This is a genomic window from Streptomyces aculeolatus, assembly GCF_020400605.1.
Lineage (GTDB): Bacteria > Actinomycetota > Actinomycetes > Streptomycetales > Streptomycetaceae > Streptomyces > Streptomyces aculeolatus.
In genome coordinates this window covers 490,308-505,176 of sequence record NZ_JAINRD010000002.1, presented here as the reverse complement: position 1 = coordinate 505,176, position 14,869 = coordinate 490,308, and the positions used below count along the sequence as shown (strand labels likewise).

Here is a 14,869-nt window from a genome sequence, read left to right as displayed (position 1 = left end):
GAACCCGCATGCGCGGCAAGTTCCGTACGGCCAAAACGGCCGTCGTCGCCGGCATAGCCGTCCCCGCCCTCCTGCTCACCGCCGCCCCGGCAGGCATCGCCGCCACCGCACCCGCCGAAGCCTCCCCCGCGGCGAAGCCGCTCCCGACCGACCTGCCCACCCATATCAAGGGCGGGGCGTGGCCGACGAGCCACGTCCAGGGCGTCACCGTCGACACCGAACGCGGCTACGTCTACTGGTCGTTCACGCAGATGCTGGTCAAGACCGACCTGGAGGGCAACGTCGTCGGCACCGTCGAGGGCCTCACCGGCCACCTCGGCGACATCGACCTGAACAACCGCGACGGCCGCGTCTACGGCTCGCTGGAGTACAAGGCGGAAGAGGCCTTCTACATCGCCATCTTCGACGTGGACAAGATCGACCGGGTCGGCATGGACGCCGAGACCGACGGCGTGATGACGGCCGTCCACCTGGAGGAGGTCGTCGAGGACTTCACCGCCGACATGAACGGCGACGGCGTCTTCGACGGCGACACCGCGAACACCCCCGACCACCGCTACGGCTGCTCCGGCATCGACGGCGTCTCCTTCGGCCCGGAGTTCGGCAAGCGCGGCGGGGTGCAGAAGCTGATGGTCGCGTACGGGGTGTACTCCAACACCGCGCGCGCGGACAACGACCACCAGGTGGTCCTGGAGTACGACGTGCGCGACTGGCGCCGCTACGAGCGCCCGCTGTCGCAGGCCGACCCGCACCGCAGCGGGCCGAAGCGGACCGACGGCAAGTACTTCGCGTACACCGGCAACACCACCTACGGCGTGCAGAACCTCCAGTACGACCCGTACACCCGCAACTGGATCATGGCGGTCTACGACGGTGTGAAGCAGGGCTTCCCGAACTACTCGTTCTTCACCGTCGACGGCTCGAAGAAGCCGGTGCGCGGCGAGATCAAGGGCCAGGCCGAGCCCGAGACGGGCAAGCTGCTGACCCTGCGCGACGCGGGCCTGAACGACCCGGCGACGGGCCTGCGCGGCTGGGAGTTCCACGGCAACTACGGCATCGACGCGCTGGGCGACGGCCGCTACTACGTCGCCGAGGGCCGGGCCGTCACCGAGGACGGCGTGAAGAAGCAGGAGGGCGAGGTCTACCTCTACCGCTGGACGGGCGAGACCCCGACCCCGTTCGAGCGCGTCGAGGACTAGGCACTAGGCGGCGCCCTCGCACCTCCCGGGCCCGTACGTATCGGGGGCGGGCCCGGGAGGTCCCCCGGCCGCTACTCTCCGGCGGTTTCGCCGGCGGGCAGCAGCCGCAGGGAGACGGAGTTGATGCAGTAGCGCTGGTCGGTCGGCGTCGGGTAGCCCTCGCCGGTGAAGACATGGCCCAGGTGGGAGCCGCAGCGCGCGCAGCGCACCTCGGTACGGACCATGCCCAGCGAGCGGTCCTCGATCAGCTCGACGGCCTCGCTCTGCGCCGGGTCGTAGAAGCTCGGCCAGCCGCAGTGGCTCTCGAACTTCTCCGAGGAGCGGAAGAGCTCCGCGCCACAGGCGCGGCACTCGTAGACGCCCTCGGCCTTGGTGTCGGTGTACTCGCCGGTAAAGGCGGGCTCGGTGCCCGCCTGCCGCAGGACGCGGTACTCCTCGGGCGACAGCTCCGTGCGCCACTGCTCGTCCGGCTTGTCGACCTCGTATGTCATCTCAGCCCTCCAGTCGGGACAGGATCCGGGGTCCCAGCTCGGTGACGTCCCCTGCCCCCATGGTGAGAACGAGATCACCGGGCTTCGCCATTCCGGCGACGAGACCGGGGACCGCGGCCATGTCGGGCGCGGGGGTGACGTCGGCCCCCCGGGCGCGGGCCGCGTCGATGATGATGTCGCTGGTCACGCCGGGGATGGGGTCCTCACGGGCGGGGTAGATGCCGAGCACGACGGAGGCGTCGGCGAGCGCGAGCGCCTGGCCCATCTCGGTGCCCAGCTCGCGGGTCCGCGAGAACAGGTGCGGCTGGAAGACGACGAGGATGCGGCCGGTGCGCCCGCCGTGGCCGTCGTCGGCCGCGGCCCGTACGGCCTCCAGGTCGGCGCTCATCTCGGTGGGGTGGTGCGCGTAGGTGTCCACGACCCGTACGCCCGCGGCCGTGCCCTTCGGCTGCAGCCGCCGGCCGACGCCGGTGAAGGACGCCAGCGCCGGCGCCAGCTCCGCGGCGGGCACGCCGGCCGCGGCGCCGGCGGCCAGGGCGGCGACGGCGTTGTGGGCGTAGTGGCGGCCGGGGACGGAGACGCCGAAGGTGTGCTTCGCGCCGTCGAGCACGACGGTGACCTCGCTGGCCAGGCCGTGCGGGGTGACGGAGAGCACGCGGGCGTCGGCGTCGGGCGACTCGCCGTAGGTGACGGTGCGCACGCCGCCGGCTGCCAGCCGGCGGGTCAGCTCGCGGGCGCCGGGGTGGTCGGCGGAGACGACGAGGCTGCCGCCGGGGACGATGCGGGCGGCGAAGGTCTCGAAGGAGGCGTAGATCTCCTCCAGCGACGCGTAGTTGGCGTGGTGGTCCAGCTCCACGTTGAGCACGATGGCGACCTCGGGCGCGTACTTGTGGAAGCTGCGGTCGCTCTCGTCCGCCTCGGCGACGAAGAGGTCGCCGGCGCCGTGGTGCGCGTTGGAGCCGGGGGCGTCGATGTCGCCGCCGATCGCGTACGACGGGTCGCGGCCGAGGGTGCGCAGGGCGACGGCGAGCATCGAGGTCGTCGTCGTCTTGCCGTGGGTGCCGGCGACGGCGATCGGGCGCAGCCCGTCCATGACGGCGGCCAGCGCGTCGGAGCGGTGCACCACGGGCAGGCCGCGCGCGCGGGCGGCGGCCAGCTCGGGGTTGTCCTCGCGGATGGCGGAGGAGACGACGACGGCGGTGGCGCCGGGGTCCAGGTGCCCGGCGGCGTGGCCGAGGTGCACGACGGCGCCCAGCTCGCGGAGGGCGGCGACGGTGCCGGACTCGCGCGCGTCGCTCCCGGCGACGGCGGCGCCGCGCTGGGCGAGGATCTTCGCGATGCCGGACATGCCGGCGCCGCCGATGCCGACGAAGTGCGGACTCTCCAGCGTGGGCGGGATCCCCGGGGTCATGTGGTGGCGCCCTGCTTCCTGGCGGGTTCGGGTGGGACGCGACGATTCTCGCACCCCGCGCCGACATTCCGGTGCCGGGCCACGACGCGGCGGCGGGAGCGGGGCCGGGGCGGGCGCCGCCGCCCCCCGCCCCGGCGCGGCGCGGTCAGCCCTCGTGCGCGAAGAGCTTCAGCACGGGCACGCCGACCTTGTGCCGGGCCCGGGACGCCCAGTCGCGGTGGAAGAACTCCTCCACCAGGTGCGGCGCGGTCAGCACGATGACCTCGTCGGCCCGCGTCTGCTCCACGACGGACTTCAGCAGGTCCAGCGGGTGCCGGTCGACGATCTCGCCGACCGCCTCCGCGCCCTTCTCGCGCAGTGCCTTCAGGGAGTGCTCCAGCGACAGCCTGGCGGTGGGCAGCGCCTCGTGCCCCTCCGGCTCGTCCGTCTCACGGACCGCGTCCTCCAGCTCTCCGAGGGCTACGTCGTCGAGCGCCCGCAACAGCACTCCCTGGTCTCCGCGGGGTTGCAGCAGCACGACGAAGCTGACGGGCTCCTGACCGTGGAGCGTGGTGACCATCTCCACATCCACGGGTGCGAGCGGCTTCTCGATCATCAGGACGGTGGTGAACACGATGAACGCCCTTCTTCCGCACAGGCACACAGACCACGTCAGAAACGATCCTGCCGACTTAGTCTGCCCCAGCACGGCTAAGCGGAACGTGATATTCCGCAGATTGTCAGAACCGACGGTAACGCGTGAACAGGAAGCCGGCCTCCTCCATGACCGACTCCAGGCCGAGGCCCAGCGGCTCCGCCTGCGGGGCGGCGCCGTGCATGATCCGGGGCGCGTCCCCCAGCGCCACCCGGGGCGCCAGGGTCAGGCACAGCTCGTCGAGCACGCCCGCCCGGGCGAAGCCCGCCAGCGCCGAGGGACCGCCCTCCGTCAGCAACCGCCGGTGCCCGCGCTCCGCGAGCGCGGCGACGACCGCCGCCGGGTCGGCTCCCCGGCCCTGCCCCGCGACCACGACCTCCACCCCGGCCGCCCGGGCCGCCGCCACCCGCTCAGCGGCCGCCTGCGCGCCCGTGAGCAGCAGCGTCGGCACGGCAGGAGCGGTGAACAGCGGCAGCGAGAAGTCCAGGTCGAGCGAGGCGGAGAGCACCGCGACGGGCGGCGCGGGGGCCTGACCGGCCGCCGCCCTGCGGGCCGCGAAGGCGTCCCGGGCGCGGGCCGGCCGGTACCCCTCCAGGCGTACCGTTTCTGCACCCACGACCACCACATCGGCCAGCCCGCGCAGCACGCCGAAGAGGCGCATGTCCGCCGCGGACGACAGCGGCTGCGAGCGCCCGCCGAAGGCGGCGGCGCCGTCGACGGAGCTGACCATGTTGGCCCGCAGCCACACGGCGTCCCCCGCGGGGTAGGCGTAGGCGTCCGCAAGCTCGTCCAGGGACCACTCGCGGTCGGCGAGGGCGGACGGATCTGCGGGTACGGGCAGCAGGCGGCGCATATGCGGCAGTGTGGCACGACGCACTGGTGTACGGCTTGCCGAGGCGGCGACCGTACAGTGAGGACGTGCCCCCTTCGACCTCCGCCTCCACCGCCGGCGCCCCCGGCGGCATAGCCCCCGGCGCACTCACCGGCCGCGAGCCGCACGTCCCCGCCGAACGGCTGGTCGCCGAGCTGGTGCCGCCGCCGCGCTTCGACGCGGTGCGCTTCTCGACGTACGTCCCGGACCCCGCCCGCCCCAGCCAGGCCGAGGCCGTGCACGCCCTCGCCGCCTTCGCCGCGGGTCTCGGCGGCGGCGCCACCGCGGTGGGCGGCCGGCGGCCCTGGTGGCGGCGGGCGCCGAAGGAGCCGGCCGGGCCGCGCGGGGTGTACCTGGACGGCGGCTTCGGCGTCGGCAAGACGCACCTGCTGGCCTCCCTCTGGCACGCCACCGAGGCGGTGCCGGAGCGCAAGGGCTTCTGCACCTTCGTGGAGCTGACGAACCTGGTGGGCGCGCTGGGCTTCCAGCAGACGGTGCGCACCCTCGGCAGCCACCGGCTGCTGTGCATCGACGAGTTCGAACTCGACGACCCCGGCGACACGGTGCTGGTCTCCAGCCTCCTCGGCAGGCTCGTCGAGTCCGGCGTCGCACTGGCCGCGACCTCCAACACCCTGCCGGGCAGGCTGGGCGAGGGCCGCTTCGCCGCGGCCGACTTCCTGCGCGAGATACAGGGCCTGGCGGCCCGCTTCCGCCCCCTGCGCATCGACGGCGACGACTACCGCCACCGCGGCCTGCCCGCCGCACCCGACCCGCCGGCCGAGACGGCCCTCACCCGCGCCGCCCGTACCGTCCCCGGTGCCACCCTCGACGCCTTCCCCGACCTCCTCGGCCACCTCGCGCGCGTGCACCCCAGCCGCTACGGTGCGCTGATCGACGGTGTACGGACCGTCTGCCTGACCGGTGTGCGGCCGGTGGCCGACGAGGCGACGGCGCTGCGGCTCGTGGTGCTCGCGGACCGGCTCTACGACCGCGAGATACCCGTGCTCGCCTCCGGCGTGCCGTTCGACCGGCTCTTCGGCGCCGACATGCTCGCCGGCGGGTACCGCAAGAAGTACTTTCGCGCGATATCCCGGCTCACCGCGCTGGCCCGCGACGCCCGCGGTGACCTGGACGAACGGGACACCCCGGGCGACTCGGCGGCGGACGGCGGCAGCGGCGGAACACCGTCGCCACAGGACTAGTCCCTTCACACACCCGTCACCTGGTTCACTTTCAGTTCACCGGGTGGTACACACGGTCTGGTCACCGTTTTCCTGTCCGTCAGCAGGGAGTTGGTCTTTCCGCATGGCTGCAACACGACGTCAGGTTCTCGCTCGTACCGGCGCGCTGGGCGCCGGCATCGCCTTCACCGGAAGCGTCTCCGAGCTGTACGCCGGCACCGCCGAGGCACACGCCCCGCAGGACGCCGGCTACGGCCCGCTCGTCCCCGACCCCAACGGCCTCCTGGACCTCCCGAAGGGCTTCGAGTACCGGGTGCTGTCCCGCGAGGGCGACCAGTTGCTCTCCGGCGAGGGCACCGTACCCAGCAACCACGACGGCATGGCCGCCTTCCGCGCCCGCGGCGGCGACGTACGGCTCGTCCGCAACCACGAGAACCGCCCCACCGCGACCCACCGCGTCCCCGCCATCGACGGCCTGACGTACGACCCGATGGGCATGGGCGGCTGCACCGTGCTGGAGGTCGACCGGCACGGCAAGCTGGAGGGCGAGCGCGTCGGCATCGCCGGCACCGCGGTCAACTGCGCCGGCGGGCCCAGCCTCTGGGGCACGTGGCTCACCTGCGAGGAGACCGAGGACAAGGCCGGCACCAACGGGTACACCAAGGACCACGGCTTCATCTTCGAGATCGACCCGGCCGATCCGCACAAGAGCGGCGCCGTGCCGCTCACCGCGATGGGCCGCTTCCAGCACGAGGCCGTCGCCTTCGACCCGTCCAACGGCGTCGTCTACGAGACGGAGGACGCCTTCGAGCACCCCTTCGGGCTGTTCTACCGCTTCCTGCCGGAGAAGCCCAAGGGCGGCCTCGGCTCCCTCCGGGCCGGCGGCGAGCTGCAGGCCATGCGGGTGCCGGACGTGCCCGACCTGTCGGTGGTCGAGGAGATCGGCACCACGTTCGACAACGTCGAGTGGATCGAGGTGCCCGACCCGCTGGCGGCCGAGACCCCGATCCGCCACCAGGACTTCGGGCGCGCCATGTCGCACGCGCAGAAGCTGGAGGGCTGCTACTGGGGCGGCAACTCGGTGTACTTCGTCTCCAGCTTCGCCCAGTCCTCCGAGGGCTCCGGCGCCGACCACTTCGGCCAGGTGTGGCGCTACACCCCGCGGACCAACGAGCTGAAGCTCGTCGTCCGCTTCGGCCCGGACCACGGCGTGGACACCCCCGGCGAGTCCCCGGACAACATCTGCCTGTCGCCCTCGGGCGGCCTGTTCCTCTGCGAGGACGGCGGCGGCGAGCAGCACGTGTACGGCGTCTCGCGGCGCGGCGAGGTCTTCGCGGTGGCGCGCAACCGGCAGAACACCGGCAGCGCGGAGGACCCGGAGTACGGCGAGTTCGCCGGCGTCACGTTCTCGCCGAACGGCCGGACGATGTACGTGAACTGCTACGCCCCCGGCACCACGTTCGCCATCACCGGCCCCTGGCGCTAGCCCGCCGGGGCCCGTAGGCACCGAACGGAACGGCCAGGCACGGCGCGCGGCGCCGGCCCGGCGGTGGAACCGGTTCTGACCCGGTCCGCCGCCCGGGCCGGCGCCGCGGTGTGTCGTACGCCGTTCACCCGGGCGCTCGCTCCAGCGCGCGCGCCCCCGCGAGCGCTCTTACGCTCCCCGCATGATCGACTTCCGGTGCCCGCGCCTTGTCCGCGCGGCCCTCGTCGCGCTGCTCGCCCTCGTCGTCCCGGCGTGCGCCGGCCCGTCCGCGCCCTCCTCACCGGTGGGCGCGCCCGCCGCGCGTGACTACAGCGACCACCCGGCGTCGTACGGGACGGTGCCCCCGCTGCAGGCGCCGCGGGACGGGGCGCCGGACGGCGGCCAGGACGGCAATCGGGTGGAGGCACGCGGGGAGGCGAAGGCGGCCCGCGCGGCCCGCACGGCGCTCGCGCCGGTGTGGCGGCACGGCGCGCGCCGGGGCGTGAGCGGCAAGCAGGTGGCGCTCACCTTCGACGCCGACATGATGGCCGGCCAGCAGGACCGGGCCGACGCCGGCGAGCAGTTCGACAACCCCGGGCTCATCGCCGCGCTCCGCGAGCTGAAGGTGCCGGCGACCGTCTTCATGACCGGCACCTGGGCCGCCCGCTACCCCGGCCAGGCCCGCGCCATCGGCCGCGACCCCCTGTTCGAGGTGGCCAACCACTCCTACAGCCACCACGCCTTCGCCACGCCCTGCTACGGCCTGCCCGAGGTCGACCCCGGCGCCATGCGCGCCGAGGTGGAGCGCACCTTCGCCGAGCTGCGCCGCGCGGGCGTGCCCGCCCCCGTCCCGTACTTCCGCTTCCCCGGCGGCTGTTACGACGACACGGCGCTGCGCGCCCTCGCCCCGACGGGCGTGACCGCCGTGCAGTGGGACGTCTCCAGCGGCGACGCCTTCGCCACCGACCCGGGAGCGGTGGCGGAGGAGGTGCTGACGCGGGTGCGGCCGGGGTCGGTGGTCGTCCTGCACGTCACGCGCAGCGCGGCGCCGGTCACGGAGGAGGCGGTGCGCGAGATCGTGCCGGAGCTGCGCCGCCGCGGGTACGGCTTCGCCAGGGTCTCCGAGCTGGCCGCGGGGAGCTGAGGCCCGTACGGGACACGTCGCGGCGGCGCCGGGGCGCCCGCCGTTCCCCGCCGCCGCGGCCCCCGGGGTCACCCGGCGGGCGCCCCCGGGCCGGTCTCGCTCGGCCGCACCACGACGAACCCCTCGCCGTCCAGCCGGAGCTGCATGACCTCGCCGGAGCCGCCGCGGATCATCGACCCGAAGCTCTGCGAGCGGTGCAGCCCCGTCTGGAGCTGCGTGCTCCAGCCGACGACGGCGTCGGTGTCGACGAAGACCGGGTAGCCCGGCGAGACGGGGATGACGATCGGGGAGCCGTCGCAGACCACGCCCAGCCGGCCCTGGCCGGTGAACACGCTGTTGAACAGCCCGCCGCCCGCCATGCCGGCGCCCTTGACCACCTTGATGTCGTACGACAGCGTCGAGTCGAAGCACAGCACGTTGCGCCCGTTGAGCGTGAGGCTGTCGTTCGGCTGGTCGAAGTCGAGGATGAAGCAGTTGGCCGCGCTGAGCGCGAACCAGCACTCGCCCTGCCCCTTCACCGACATGAGCGCCAGGCCCTCGCCGGTGACCGCGCGCTTGAGGAACTGCCCGGCCCCCTGGCCCTTCTTCTCGAACTGCAGATTGCCCCGGTAGGCGATCATCGCGCCCTGGCGGGCGAGGCACTCGCCGTTGACGGCGTACTTGATCGACTTGGCGTTCTGCAGAGTCATGCCGGCCTGTGTCGCGGGCTCGGCCATGTTTTCCTTGGCGAACAAATCACTGCGCATACGCGCATGATCCGCCGGAATCCCTCCCTCCGCCAAGCGGGCGGCGCCACTGGCACACTTGATCGCGTGACCAGCGCCGAGACCAGCACCTTCCAGCACGAGGCAGTGAGCCGCGACGACCTGCCGCAGTTCGTCCTCCCCCTCGTCGTACGCATCGAACGCGGCAGCCCGCCCACGCGCACCGACGCGCTCCAGACGGCGGCGCGCGCGGTGCTGATCCTGCTGGCGGACGAGCGCGCGACGGGCGGCGGCCCGTGGGCCGGGGCCGTACGGGACTGGCAGGACGCCCGGATCCGCAAGGTCGTGCGGCGCGCGCGGGGCGCGGAGTGGCGGCGGGCCGAAGCGCTGCCGGGGATCACGGTGACGCAGCCCGCGGGCGGCGGCGCCGCGGACGGGGCGCCGGAGGCGCCGGGCGCGCCCGAGGGGTCCGGCGTTCAGGAGGCCGGCGCCGCCGAGGTGCGGGTCTTCCCGCCCGTACCGCTCGACGGCTGGCCCAAGGACCTCGCCCGGCTGCAGGTCTCCGGCACCGACCTGGCCGACCCCGGACCTCCTCCCCCGCCCCCGGCCGGGGTGCCGGTGCTGTGGCTGGCGCCCGGGCTCGACATGACCGCGGGCAAGGCCATGGCCCAGGCCGGCCACGGCGCCCAACTCGCCTGGTGGGAGCTGGCCGACGCGGACCGCGCCGCCTGGCGCGCCGCCGGCTTCCCCCTCGCCGTCCGCACGCCGGCGCCGGAGCGCTGGGCGGAGCTGGTCGCGAGCGGGCTGCCGGTGGTCAGGGACGCCGGGTACACGGAGATCGCCGCCGGCAGCTGCACGGTCGTCGCCGACCACCCGGCCCTGCGTACCGGCTGACCGCCGCGCCGTCAGCCGCCGTCGCTCTCCCGCGCGTCCTCCGCGACCGCCGCGGCCGCCTTGCGCGCCGCGACCAGCACCGGGTCCCACACGGGCGAGAACGGCGGCGCGTACCCCAGGTCCAGGGCCGTCATCTGCTCCACCGTCATCCCCGCCGTCAGCGCCACCGCCGCGATGTCCACCCGCTTGCCCGCGCCCTCGCGGCCGACGATCTGCACCCCGAGCAGCCGGCCCGTGCGCCGCTCCGCGAGCATCTTCACGTGCATCGGCGCGGCCCGCGGGTAGTAGCCGGCGCGGCTGGTCGACCGGATGGTGACCGTCACGTACTGCAGGCCCACCTCGCGCGCCTGCGCCTCCAGCAGACCCGTACGGGCGATCTCCAGGTCGCACACCTTGCTGACGGCCGTGCCGACCACGCCGGGGAAGGTGCCGAAGCCGCCGCCGACGTTGCGGCCGATGACCTGCCCGTGCTTGTTGGCGTGCGTGCCCAGCGGGATGTACCGCTCGCGGCCGGACACCAGGTCGAGCACCTCGACGCAGTCGCCGCCCGCCCACACGTTCTCCTGCCCCCGCACCCGCATCGCCAGGTCCGTCAGCAGCCCGCCGGACTCGCCCAGCGGCAGCCCCGCGTCCCGCGCGAGGCCGGTCTCCGGGCGCACCCCGAGGCCGAGCACGACGACGTCCGCCGGGTACTCGCCCTTCGCCGTGGCCACGCCGCGCACCTCGCCGTCCGTGCCGGTGAGGATCCCGGTGGCCTCGGCGCCCGTGACGGTGTCGATGCCGTTGCCGTTCATGGCCTCGTGCACCAGCGCGCCCATGTCGGGGTCCAGGGTGTTCATGGGCTGGGCGGCGGCCTCCAGCACGGTGACGTGGATGCCGCGGTGGCAGAACGCCTCCGCCATCTCCACCCCGATGTACCCGGCGCCGACCACGACCGCGTGCCGCACCTGCTGCTTCTCCAGCCGGTCCAGCAGGTCCTGCCCGTCGTCCAGGCTCTGCACGCCGTGCACCCCGGGGGCGTCGATACCGGGCAGCGGCGGGCGCAGCGGGCGGGCGCCGGTGGCGACGACCAGGTGGTCGAAGCCGTGCCAGCGCTCCTGCGCGCCGTCCTCGTCGTCGAGGGCCCGGGTGCGTACGCACTGCCGGTCGAGGTCGATCTCGGTGACCTCGGTGCGCATCCGCAGGTCGATGCCCCGCCTGCGGTGCTCCTCCGGGGTGCGGGCGATGAGCTGGTCCCGCTCGGCGACCTCGCCGCCCACCCAGTACGGAATGCCGCAGGCGGAGTACGACGTGAACCGGCCGCGCTCGAACGCGGTGATCTCCAGCTCGTCCGGCGTCCGCATCCGGCGCGCCTGCGATGCGGCGGACATCCCCGCCGCATCGCCGCCGATGACCACCATCCGCTGCTTGGCCCCCATGACGCTCCCTTTCGTCGCCGTGAGGGACACGCTACGTCCGGTTACCCGGGCTCGCCGCCCTGGGGTGTCTGCTGCCCGGGAAACGGACTGGGCGGCGGGGTGACGTGCCGCCGCGGCAGCCGGCCGCGCAGCCACCGCCAGGCCAGCACGAGCAGGACGAGGAGCCCGGCGAAGGGCAGCGACGCGGAGACCGCGATCAGCACCCCGCGCAGCCCCGTGACGAAGGCGTCCCAGCCCCCGGCCAGCGCGTCCGTGACGCCGGTGCCGTCGTCCTCGTCCGCCGGCGGCGCGGCGGCGGGCCGGCGCAGCTCCAGGGTGATGGTGCCCAGCGCGGTGCGCTCCTCCAGCGAGGACTGCTGGGCGAGGAGCGCCTCCAGGTCGGCCTGGCGGGTGCCGAGTTCGCTCTCCAGGGTGACGACGTCAGCGAGTTTCACGGCGTCGTCCATCAGGTCGCGGATGCGGTCGACGCTCGCGCGCTGGGACCGCACCCTGCTGTCGACGTCCACGACCTCGTCGGTGACGTCCTCCACCTTCACCTGGCGGTCGACGACCCGGCCGAGCCCGGCGACGCCGTCGAGGACGGTGGCGTACTCGTCGGCGGGCACCCGCAGGGTGAGCCGGGTGCGCGCGGGGGCGCCGGGCTCCTGGCTGGTCGACTCGTCGCCGACGTAGCCGCCGGCGCCCTCGGCGAGCGTACGGGCGGAGTCGGCGGCGCCGGCCGGGTCCTTGGTGCGTACGGTGATCTCGGCGGTGCGCACGAGCGCCTGCGGCGCGAGCGAGACGCCCTCTGCGGCGGTGGCACCGCCGCGGGGCGCGGGCGAGGCGGCGGAGTCGTCGGCGCTCCCCGCGCCGGCACCGGCGTCCCCGCGCGGTGCGGCCTCCTGCGCCTTCGCGTCGTCCGCAGCGGCGGCGCCGGAGTCGCCGGAGTCCGCCCCGCCGCTGCAGCCGCCGACGGCGAGTGCGGCGGCGAGCAGCGCGGCGGCGAGCGCGGGTCTGGTCGTACGGCGTGCGTGCATCCTCGAACCCCCCAGGTGTCGGGTGTGTGCTCCTTCGACGGGGCGGCGGGGCCGGGGGTTCGGGCGGCGGGTCCCGGAACAGTCACGATCGGGCCACGCGCAGGACGCGGGGCGCCGGTGCGCGTTGTCCACAGGCCCGTACGGGGGTGTCGGCGGGGTCTGACACAGTGGCTTTCATGAGCAGCGCACAGCCCGCGGAGCCCGGGCCGCCCAGGGTCGTCGTCATCGGCGGCGGCATCGCAGGACTCGCCGCCGCGCACCGGCTGCTGGCCGGCGGCGCGCAGGTCACGGTGCTGGAGGCCGGCTCCCGGCTCGGCGGCAAGCTGCACGCGGGCGAGCTGGCCGGCGTGCCGGCCGACCTCGGCGCGGAGGCGCTGCTCGCCCGCCGCCCGGAGGCCGTCGCCCTCGCACGCGCGGTGGGGCTCGGCGAGGCGCTCCAGCCGGTGGCCGCGGGGGGCGCGGCGGTGTGGACCCGGGGGCGGCTGCGGCCGCTGCCGGGCGGCCAGGTGATGGGCGTCCCCGGCGATCTGGACCGGCTGGCGGCGGCGGAGGTGCTGTCGCCGGAGGGCCTGGCGCGGGTCGCCCGCGAGGCGGAGCTGCCGCCGGCGGAGCCGGGCGAGGACGTGGCGATCGGCGCGTTCGTCGCCGAGCGGCTGGGCGCGGAGGTCACGGACCGGCTGGTGGAGCCGCTGCTGGGCGGGGTGTACGCGGGGGATGCGTACCGGCTGTCGATGCGCGCGGCGGTCCCGCAGCTGTTCGCGGCGCTGCGCGAGGAGCGCACGCTGCTGGGCGCGGCGCGGGCGGTGCAGTCCCGCGGCGCGGCGGCGCCCGCCGCGCAGGGGCCGGTGTTCATGGGGATCGAGGGGGGTGTGGGGCGGCTGCCGTCGGCGGTGGCGGACGCCGTCAGGGCCGCGGGCGGGGAGATCGTCCTCGGCGCGGAGGTCGCGTCGCTGGAGCGGGGTGCGGATTCCCCCGGCGCCGCGGCGGCAGCCGCGCCCTTGGCGTCCGGCGCCGCGCCGAAGCCGGGTGAGGCTCCCGCCGGCACCGTCCCCGCCCGCTGGCGGATCCTCGCCGGGGATCGTTCGTACGATGCCGACGCCGTCGTGCTCGCCGTGCCCGCGGCGGCCGCCGCGCGGCTGGTGCGAGGGCTCGCGCCGCAGGCCGCCGCGGAGTTCGACGGCGTGCGGTATGCCTCCATGGCCCTGATCACCCTCGCCCTCCCCCGCGCGGAGGCCGAGGCGCAACTGCCGGGCGGCACCGGCTTCCTCGTGCCGCCGGTCGACGGGCGGACCATCAAGGCCTCGACGTTCTCCTCCGCCAAGTGGCGCTGGGCCGGGGACGACGACCTCTTCCTGCTGCGCACCTCCGTCGGCCGCATCGACGACGAGAAGACGCTCGAACGGGACGACGCCGACCTCGTCGCCGCCTCCCTCGACGACCTCCGCGCCGCCACCGGCCTCGCCGCCCGCCCCGTCGCCAGCCGCGTCAGCCGCTGGCGGAGCGCCCTGCCGCAGTACGAGGTGGGGCACGGGGCGCGCGTCGCGCGGATCCGCGGCGCGCTGCCCGCCGGGCTCGCGGTGTGCGGCGCGCTGTACGACGGCGTGGGCATCCCCGCCTGCGTCGCGAGCGCGCACCGGGCCGCCGACGAGCTGCTGGGGCGCCCTGGGACAATGGCCGCATGAGTGACGCATCCCCCCCGGCGGCCGCCCCGCCCCCGGCTTCGTCCCGCTCCGCGAACGCCGGCAAGAAGGCCAAGGACCTCAACGAGGTCATCCGCTACACCCTGTGGTCCGTGTTCCAGCTGCGCGACGGCCTCCCCGAGGACCGCGCGGGCTACGCGGACGAGGTCACCGAGCTGTTCGAGCAGCTCGCCGCGAAGGACGTCGTCGTGCGCGGCACGTACGACGTGTCGGGGCTGCGCGCCGAGGCCGACGTCATGATCTGGTGGCACGCGGAGAGCTCGGACGCGCTGCAGGAGGCGTACAACCTCTTCCGCCGCACGCGCCTGGGCCGCGCCCTCGCGCCGGTCTGGTCGAACATGGCGCTGCACCGCCCCGCGGAGTTCAACAAGTCGCACGTCCCGGCGTTCCTGGCGGACGAGAGCCCGCGCGCGTACGTGAGCGTGTACCCCTTCGTCCGCTCCTACGACTGGTACCTGCTGCCGGACGAGGACCGCCGCCGCATGCTCGCCGACCACGGCAAGATGGCCCGGGGCTTCCCGGACGTGCGGGCCAACACGGTGCCCGCGTTCTCCCTCGGCGACTACGAGTGGATCCTCGCCTTCGAGGCAGACGAGCTGCACCGCATCGTGGACCTGATGCGCCACCTGCGCGGGTCCGAGGCGCGGCTGCACGTGCGCGAGGAGGTGCCGTTCTACACCGGCCGCCGCAAGCCGGTCGCCGAGCTGGTGGCCTCCCTGGCCTGACGCCCGGCACCTGACG

General features: G+C 74.7%; 14 protein-coding genes. 7 read left to right on the top strand and 7 right to left on the bottom strand.

All coding sequences use genetic code 11. The features are described 5' to 3' along the window. Nucleotides 1-8 precede the first annotated feature (8 nt). Nucleotides 9-1,199, top strand: coding sequence for a hypothetical protein (locus LG396_RS06500; protein ID WP_225793988.1), 1,191 nt, complete (start codon nt 9-11; stop codon nt 1,197-1,199). A 71-nt stretch (nt 1,200-1,270) separates the two neighbouring features. On the opposite strand, the gene msrB is transcribed toward LG396_RS06500, so the two are convergent. The 4 genes from msrB to LG396_RS06480 form a co-directional block, all read right to left on the bottom strand. Continuing rightward, entirely contained in the window at nt 1,271-1,690 is a 420-nt protein-coding gene (gene msrB, locus LG396_RS06495; RefSeq protein ID WP_018836917.1) for a peptide-methionine (R)-S-oxide reductase MsrB, read from the bottom strand. A 1-nt stretch (nt 1,691) separates the two neighbouring features. Continuing rightward, a complete protein-coding gene (gene murC / locus LG396_RS06490; protein WP_225793987.1) occupies nt 1,692-3,101 on the bottom strand; it encodes a UDP-N-acetylmuramate--L-alanine ligase in 1,410 nt (469 codons plus the stop codon). A 145-nt stretch (nt 3,102-3,246) separates the two neighbouring features. Then, a complete protein-coding gene (locus tag LG396_RS06485) occupies nt 3,247-3,714 on the bottom strand; it encodes a hypothetical protein (RefSeq protein ID WP_018836915.1) in 468 nt (155 codons plus the stop codon). A gap of 106 nt (nt 3,715-3,820) precedes the next feature. Beyond that, on the bottom strand, nt 3,821-4,588 hold the full coding sequence (locus tag LG396_RS06480) for a dihydrofolate reductase family protein (protein ID WP_225793986.1): 768 nt from the start codon (nt 4,586-4,588) through the stop codon (nt 3,821-3,823). Between the two features lie 65 nt (nt 4,589-4,653). Between LG396_RS06480 and zapE the strand changes: the two genes are divergently transcribed. The 3 genes from zapE (at nt 4,654) to LG396_RS06465 (ending at nt 8,396) form a co-directional block, all read left to right on the top strand. After that, on the top strand, nt 4,654-5,808 hold the full coding sequence (zapE, locus tag LG396_RS06475) for a cell division protein ZapE (RefSeq protein ID WP_225793985.1): 1,155 nt from the start codon (nt 4,654-4,656) through the stop codon (nt 5,806-5,808). A gap of 103 nt (nt 5,809-5,911) precedes the next feature. Further along, complete coding sequence (locus tag LG396_RS06470; protein ID WP_026277112.1) at nt 5,912-7,273, top strand: alkaline phosphatase PhoX; 1,362 nt, start codon at nt 5,912-5,914, stop codon at nt 7,271-7,273. Between the two features lie 181 nt (nt 7,274-7,454). Further along, the gene (locus tag LG396_RS06465; RefSeq protein ID WP_225793984.1) at nt 7,455-8,396 is read left to right on the top strand and encodes a polysaccharide deacetylase family protein; all 942 of its coding nucleotides are present in this window, start codon (nt 7,455-7,457) and stop codon (nt 8,394-8,396) included. A 68-nt stretch (nt 8,397-8,464) separates the two neighbouring features. On the opposite strand, the gene LG396_RS06460 is transcribed toward LG396_RS06465, so the two are convergent. Beyond that, nucleotides 8,465-9,142, bottom strand: a complete 678-nt coding sequence (locus tag LG396_RS06460) for an AIM24 family protein (RefSeq protein ID WP_026277113.1) — start codon at nt 9,140-9,142, stop codon at nt 8,465-8,467. Between the two features lie 66 nt (nt 9,143-9,208). On the opposite strand from LG396_RS06460, the gene LG396_RS06455 reads away from it, so the two are divergent. Further along, nucleotides 9,209-9,994, top strand: a complete 786-nt coding sequence (locus LG396_RS06455) for a peptidyl-tRNA hydrolase (RefSeq protein WP_225793983.1) — start codon at nt 9,209-9,211, stop codon at nt 9,992-9,994. A gap of 11 nt (nt 9,995-10,005) precedes the next feature. On the opposite strand, the gene LG396_RS06450 is transcribed toward LG396_RS06455, so the two are convergent. Next, nucleotides 10,006-11,412 carry an FAD-dependent oxidoreductase gene (locus tag LG396_RS06450; RefSeq protein WP_018852238.1) on the bottom strand — a complete coding sequence of 469 codons (1,407 nt, stop codon included), beginning with the start codon at nt 11,410-11,412 and terminating at the stop codon, nt 10,006-10,008. Between the two features lie 41 nt (nt 11,413-11,453). Continuing rightward, complete coding sequence (locus LG396_RS06445) at nt 11,454-12,428, bottom strand: DUF4349 domain-containing protein (protein WP_225793982.1); 975 nt, start codon at nt 12,426-12,428, stop codon at nt 11,454-11,456. 176 nt (nt 12,429-12,604) lie between these two features. Between LG396_RS06445 and hemG the strand changes: the two genes are divergently transcribed. Then, the gene (gene hemG, locus LG396_RS06440; RefSeq protein WP_225793981.1) at nt 12,605-14,110 is read left to right on the top strand and encodes a protoporphyrinogen oxidase; all 1,506 of its coding nucleotides are present in this window, start codon (nt 12,605-12,607) and stop codon (nt 14,108-14,110) included. Further along, nucleotides 14,107-14,853, top strand: a complete 747-nt coding sequence (gene hemQ, locus LG396_RS06435; protein WP_225793980.1) for a hydrogen peroxide-dependent heme synthase — start codon at nt 14,107-14,109, stop codon at nt 14,851-14,853. Before hemG ends, hemQ begins: the two co-directional genes overlap by 4 nt. Nucleotides 14,854-14,869 lie beyond the last annotated feature (16 nt).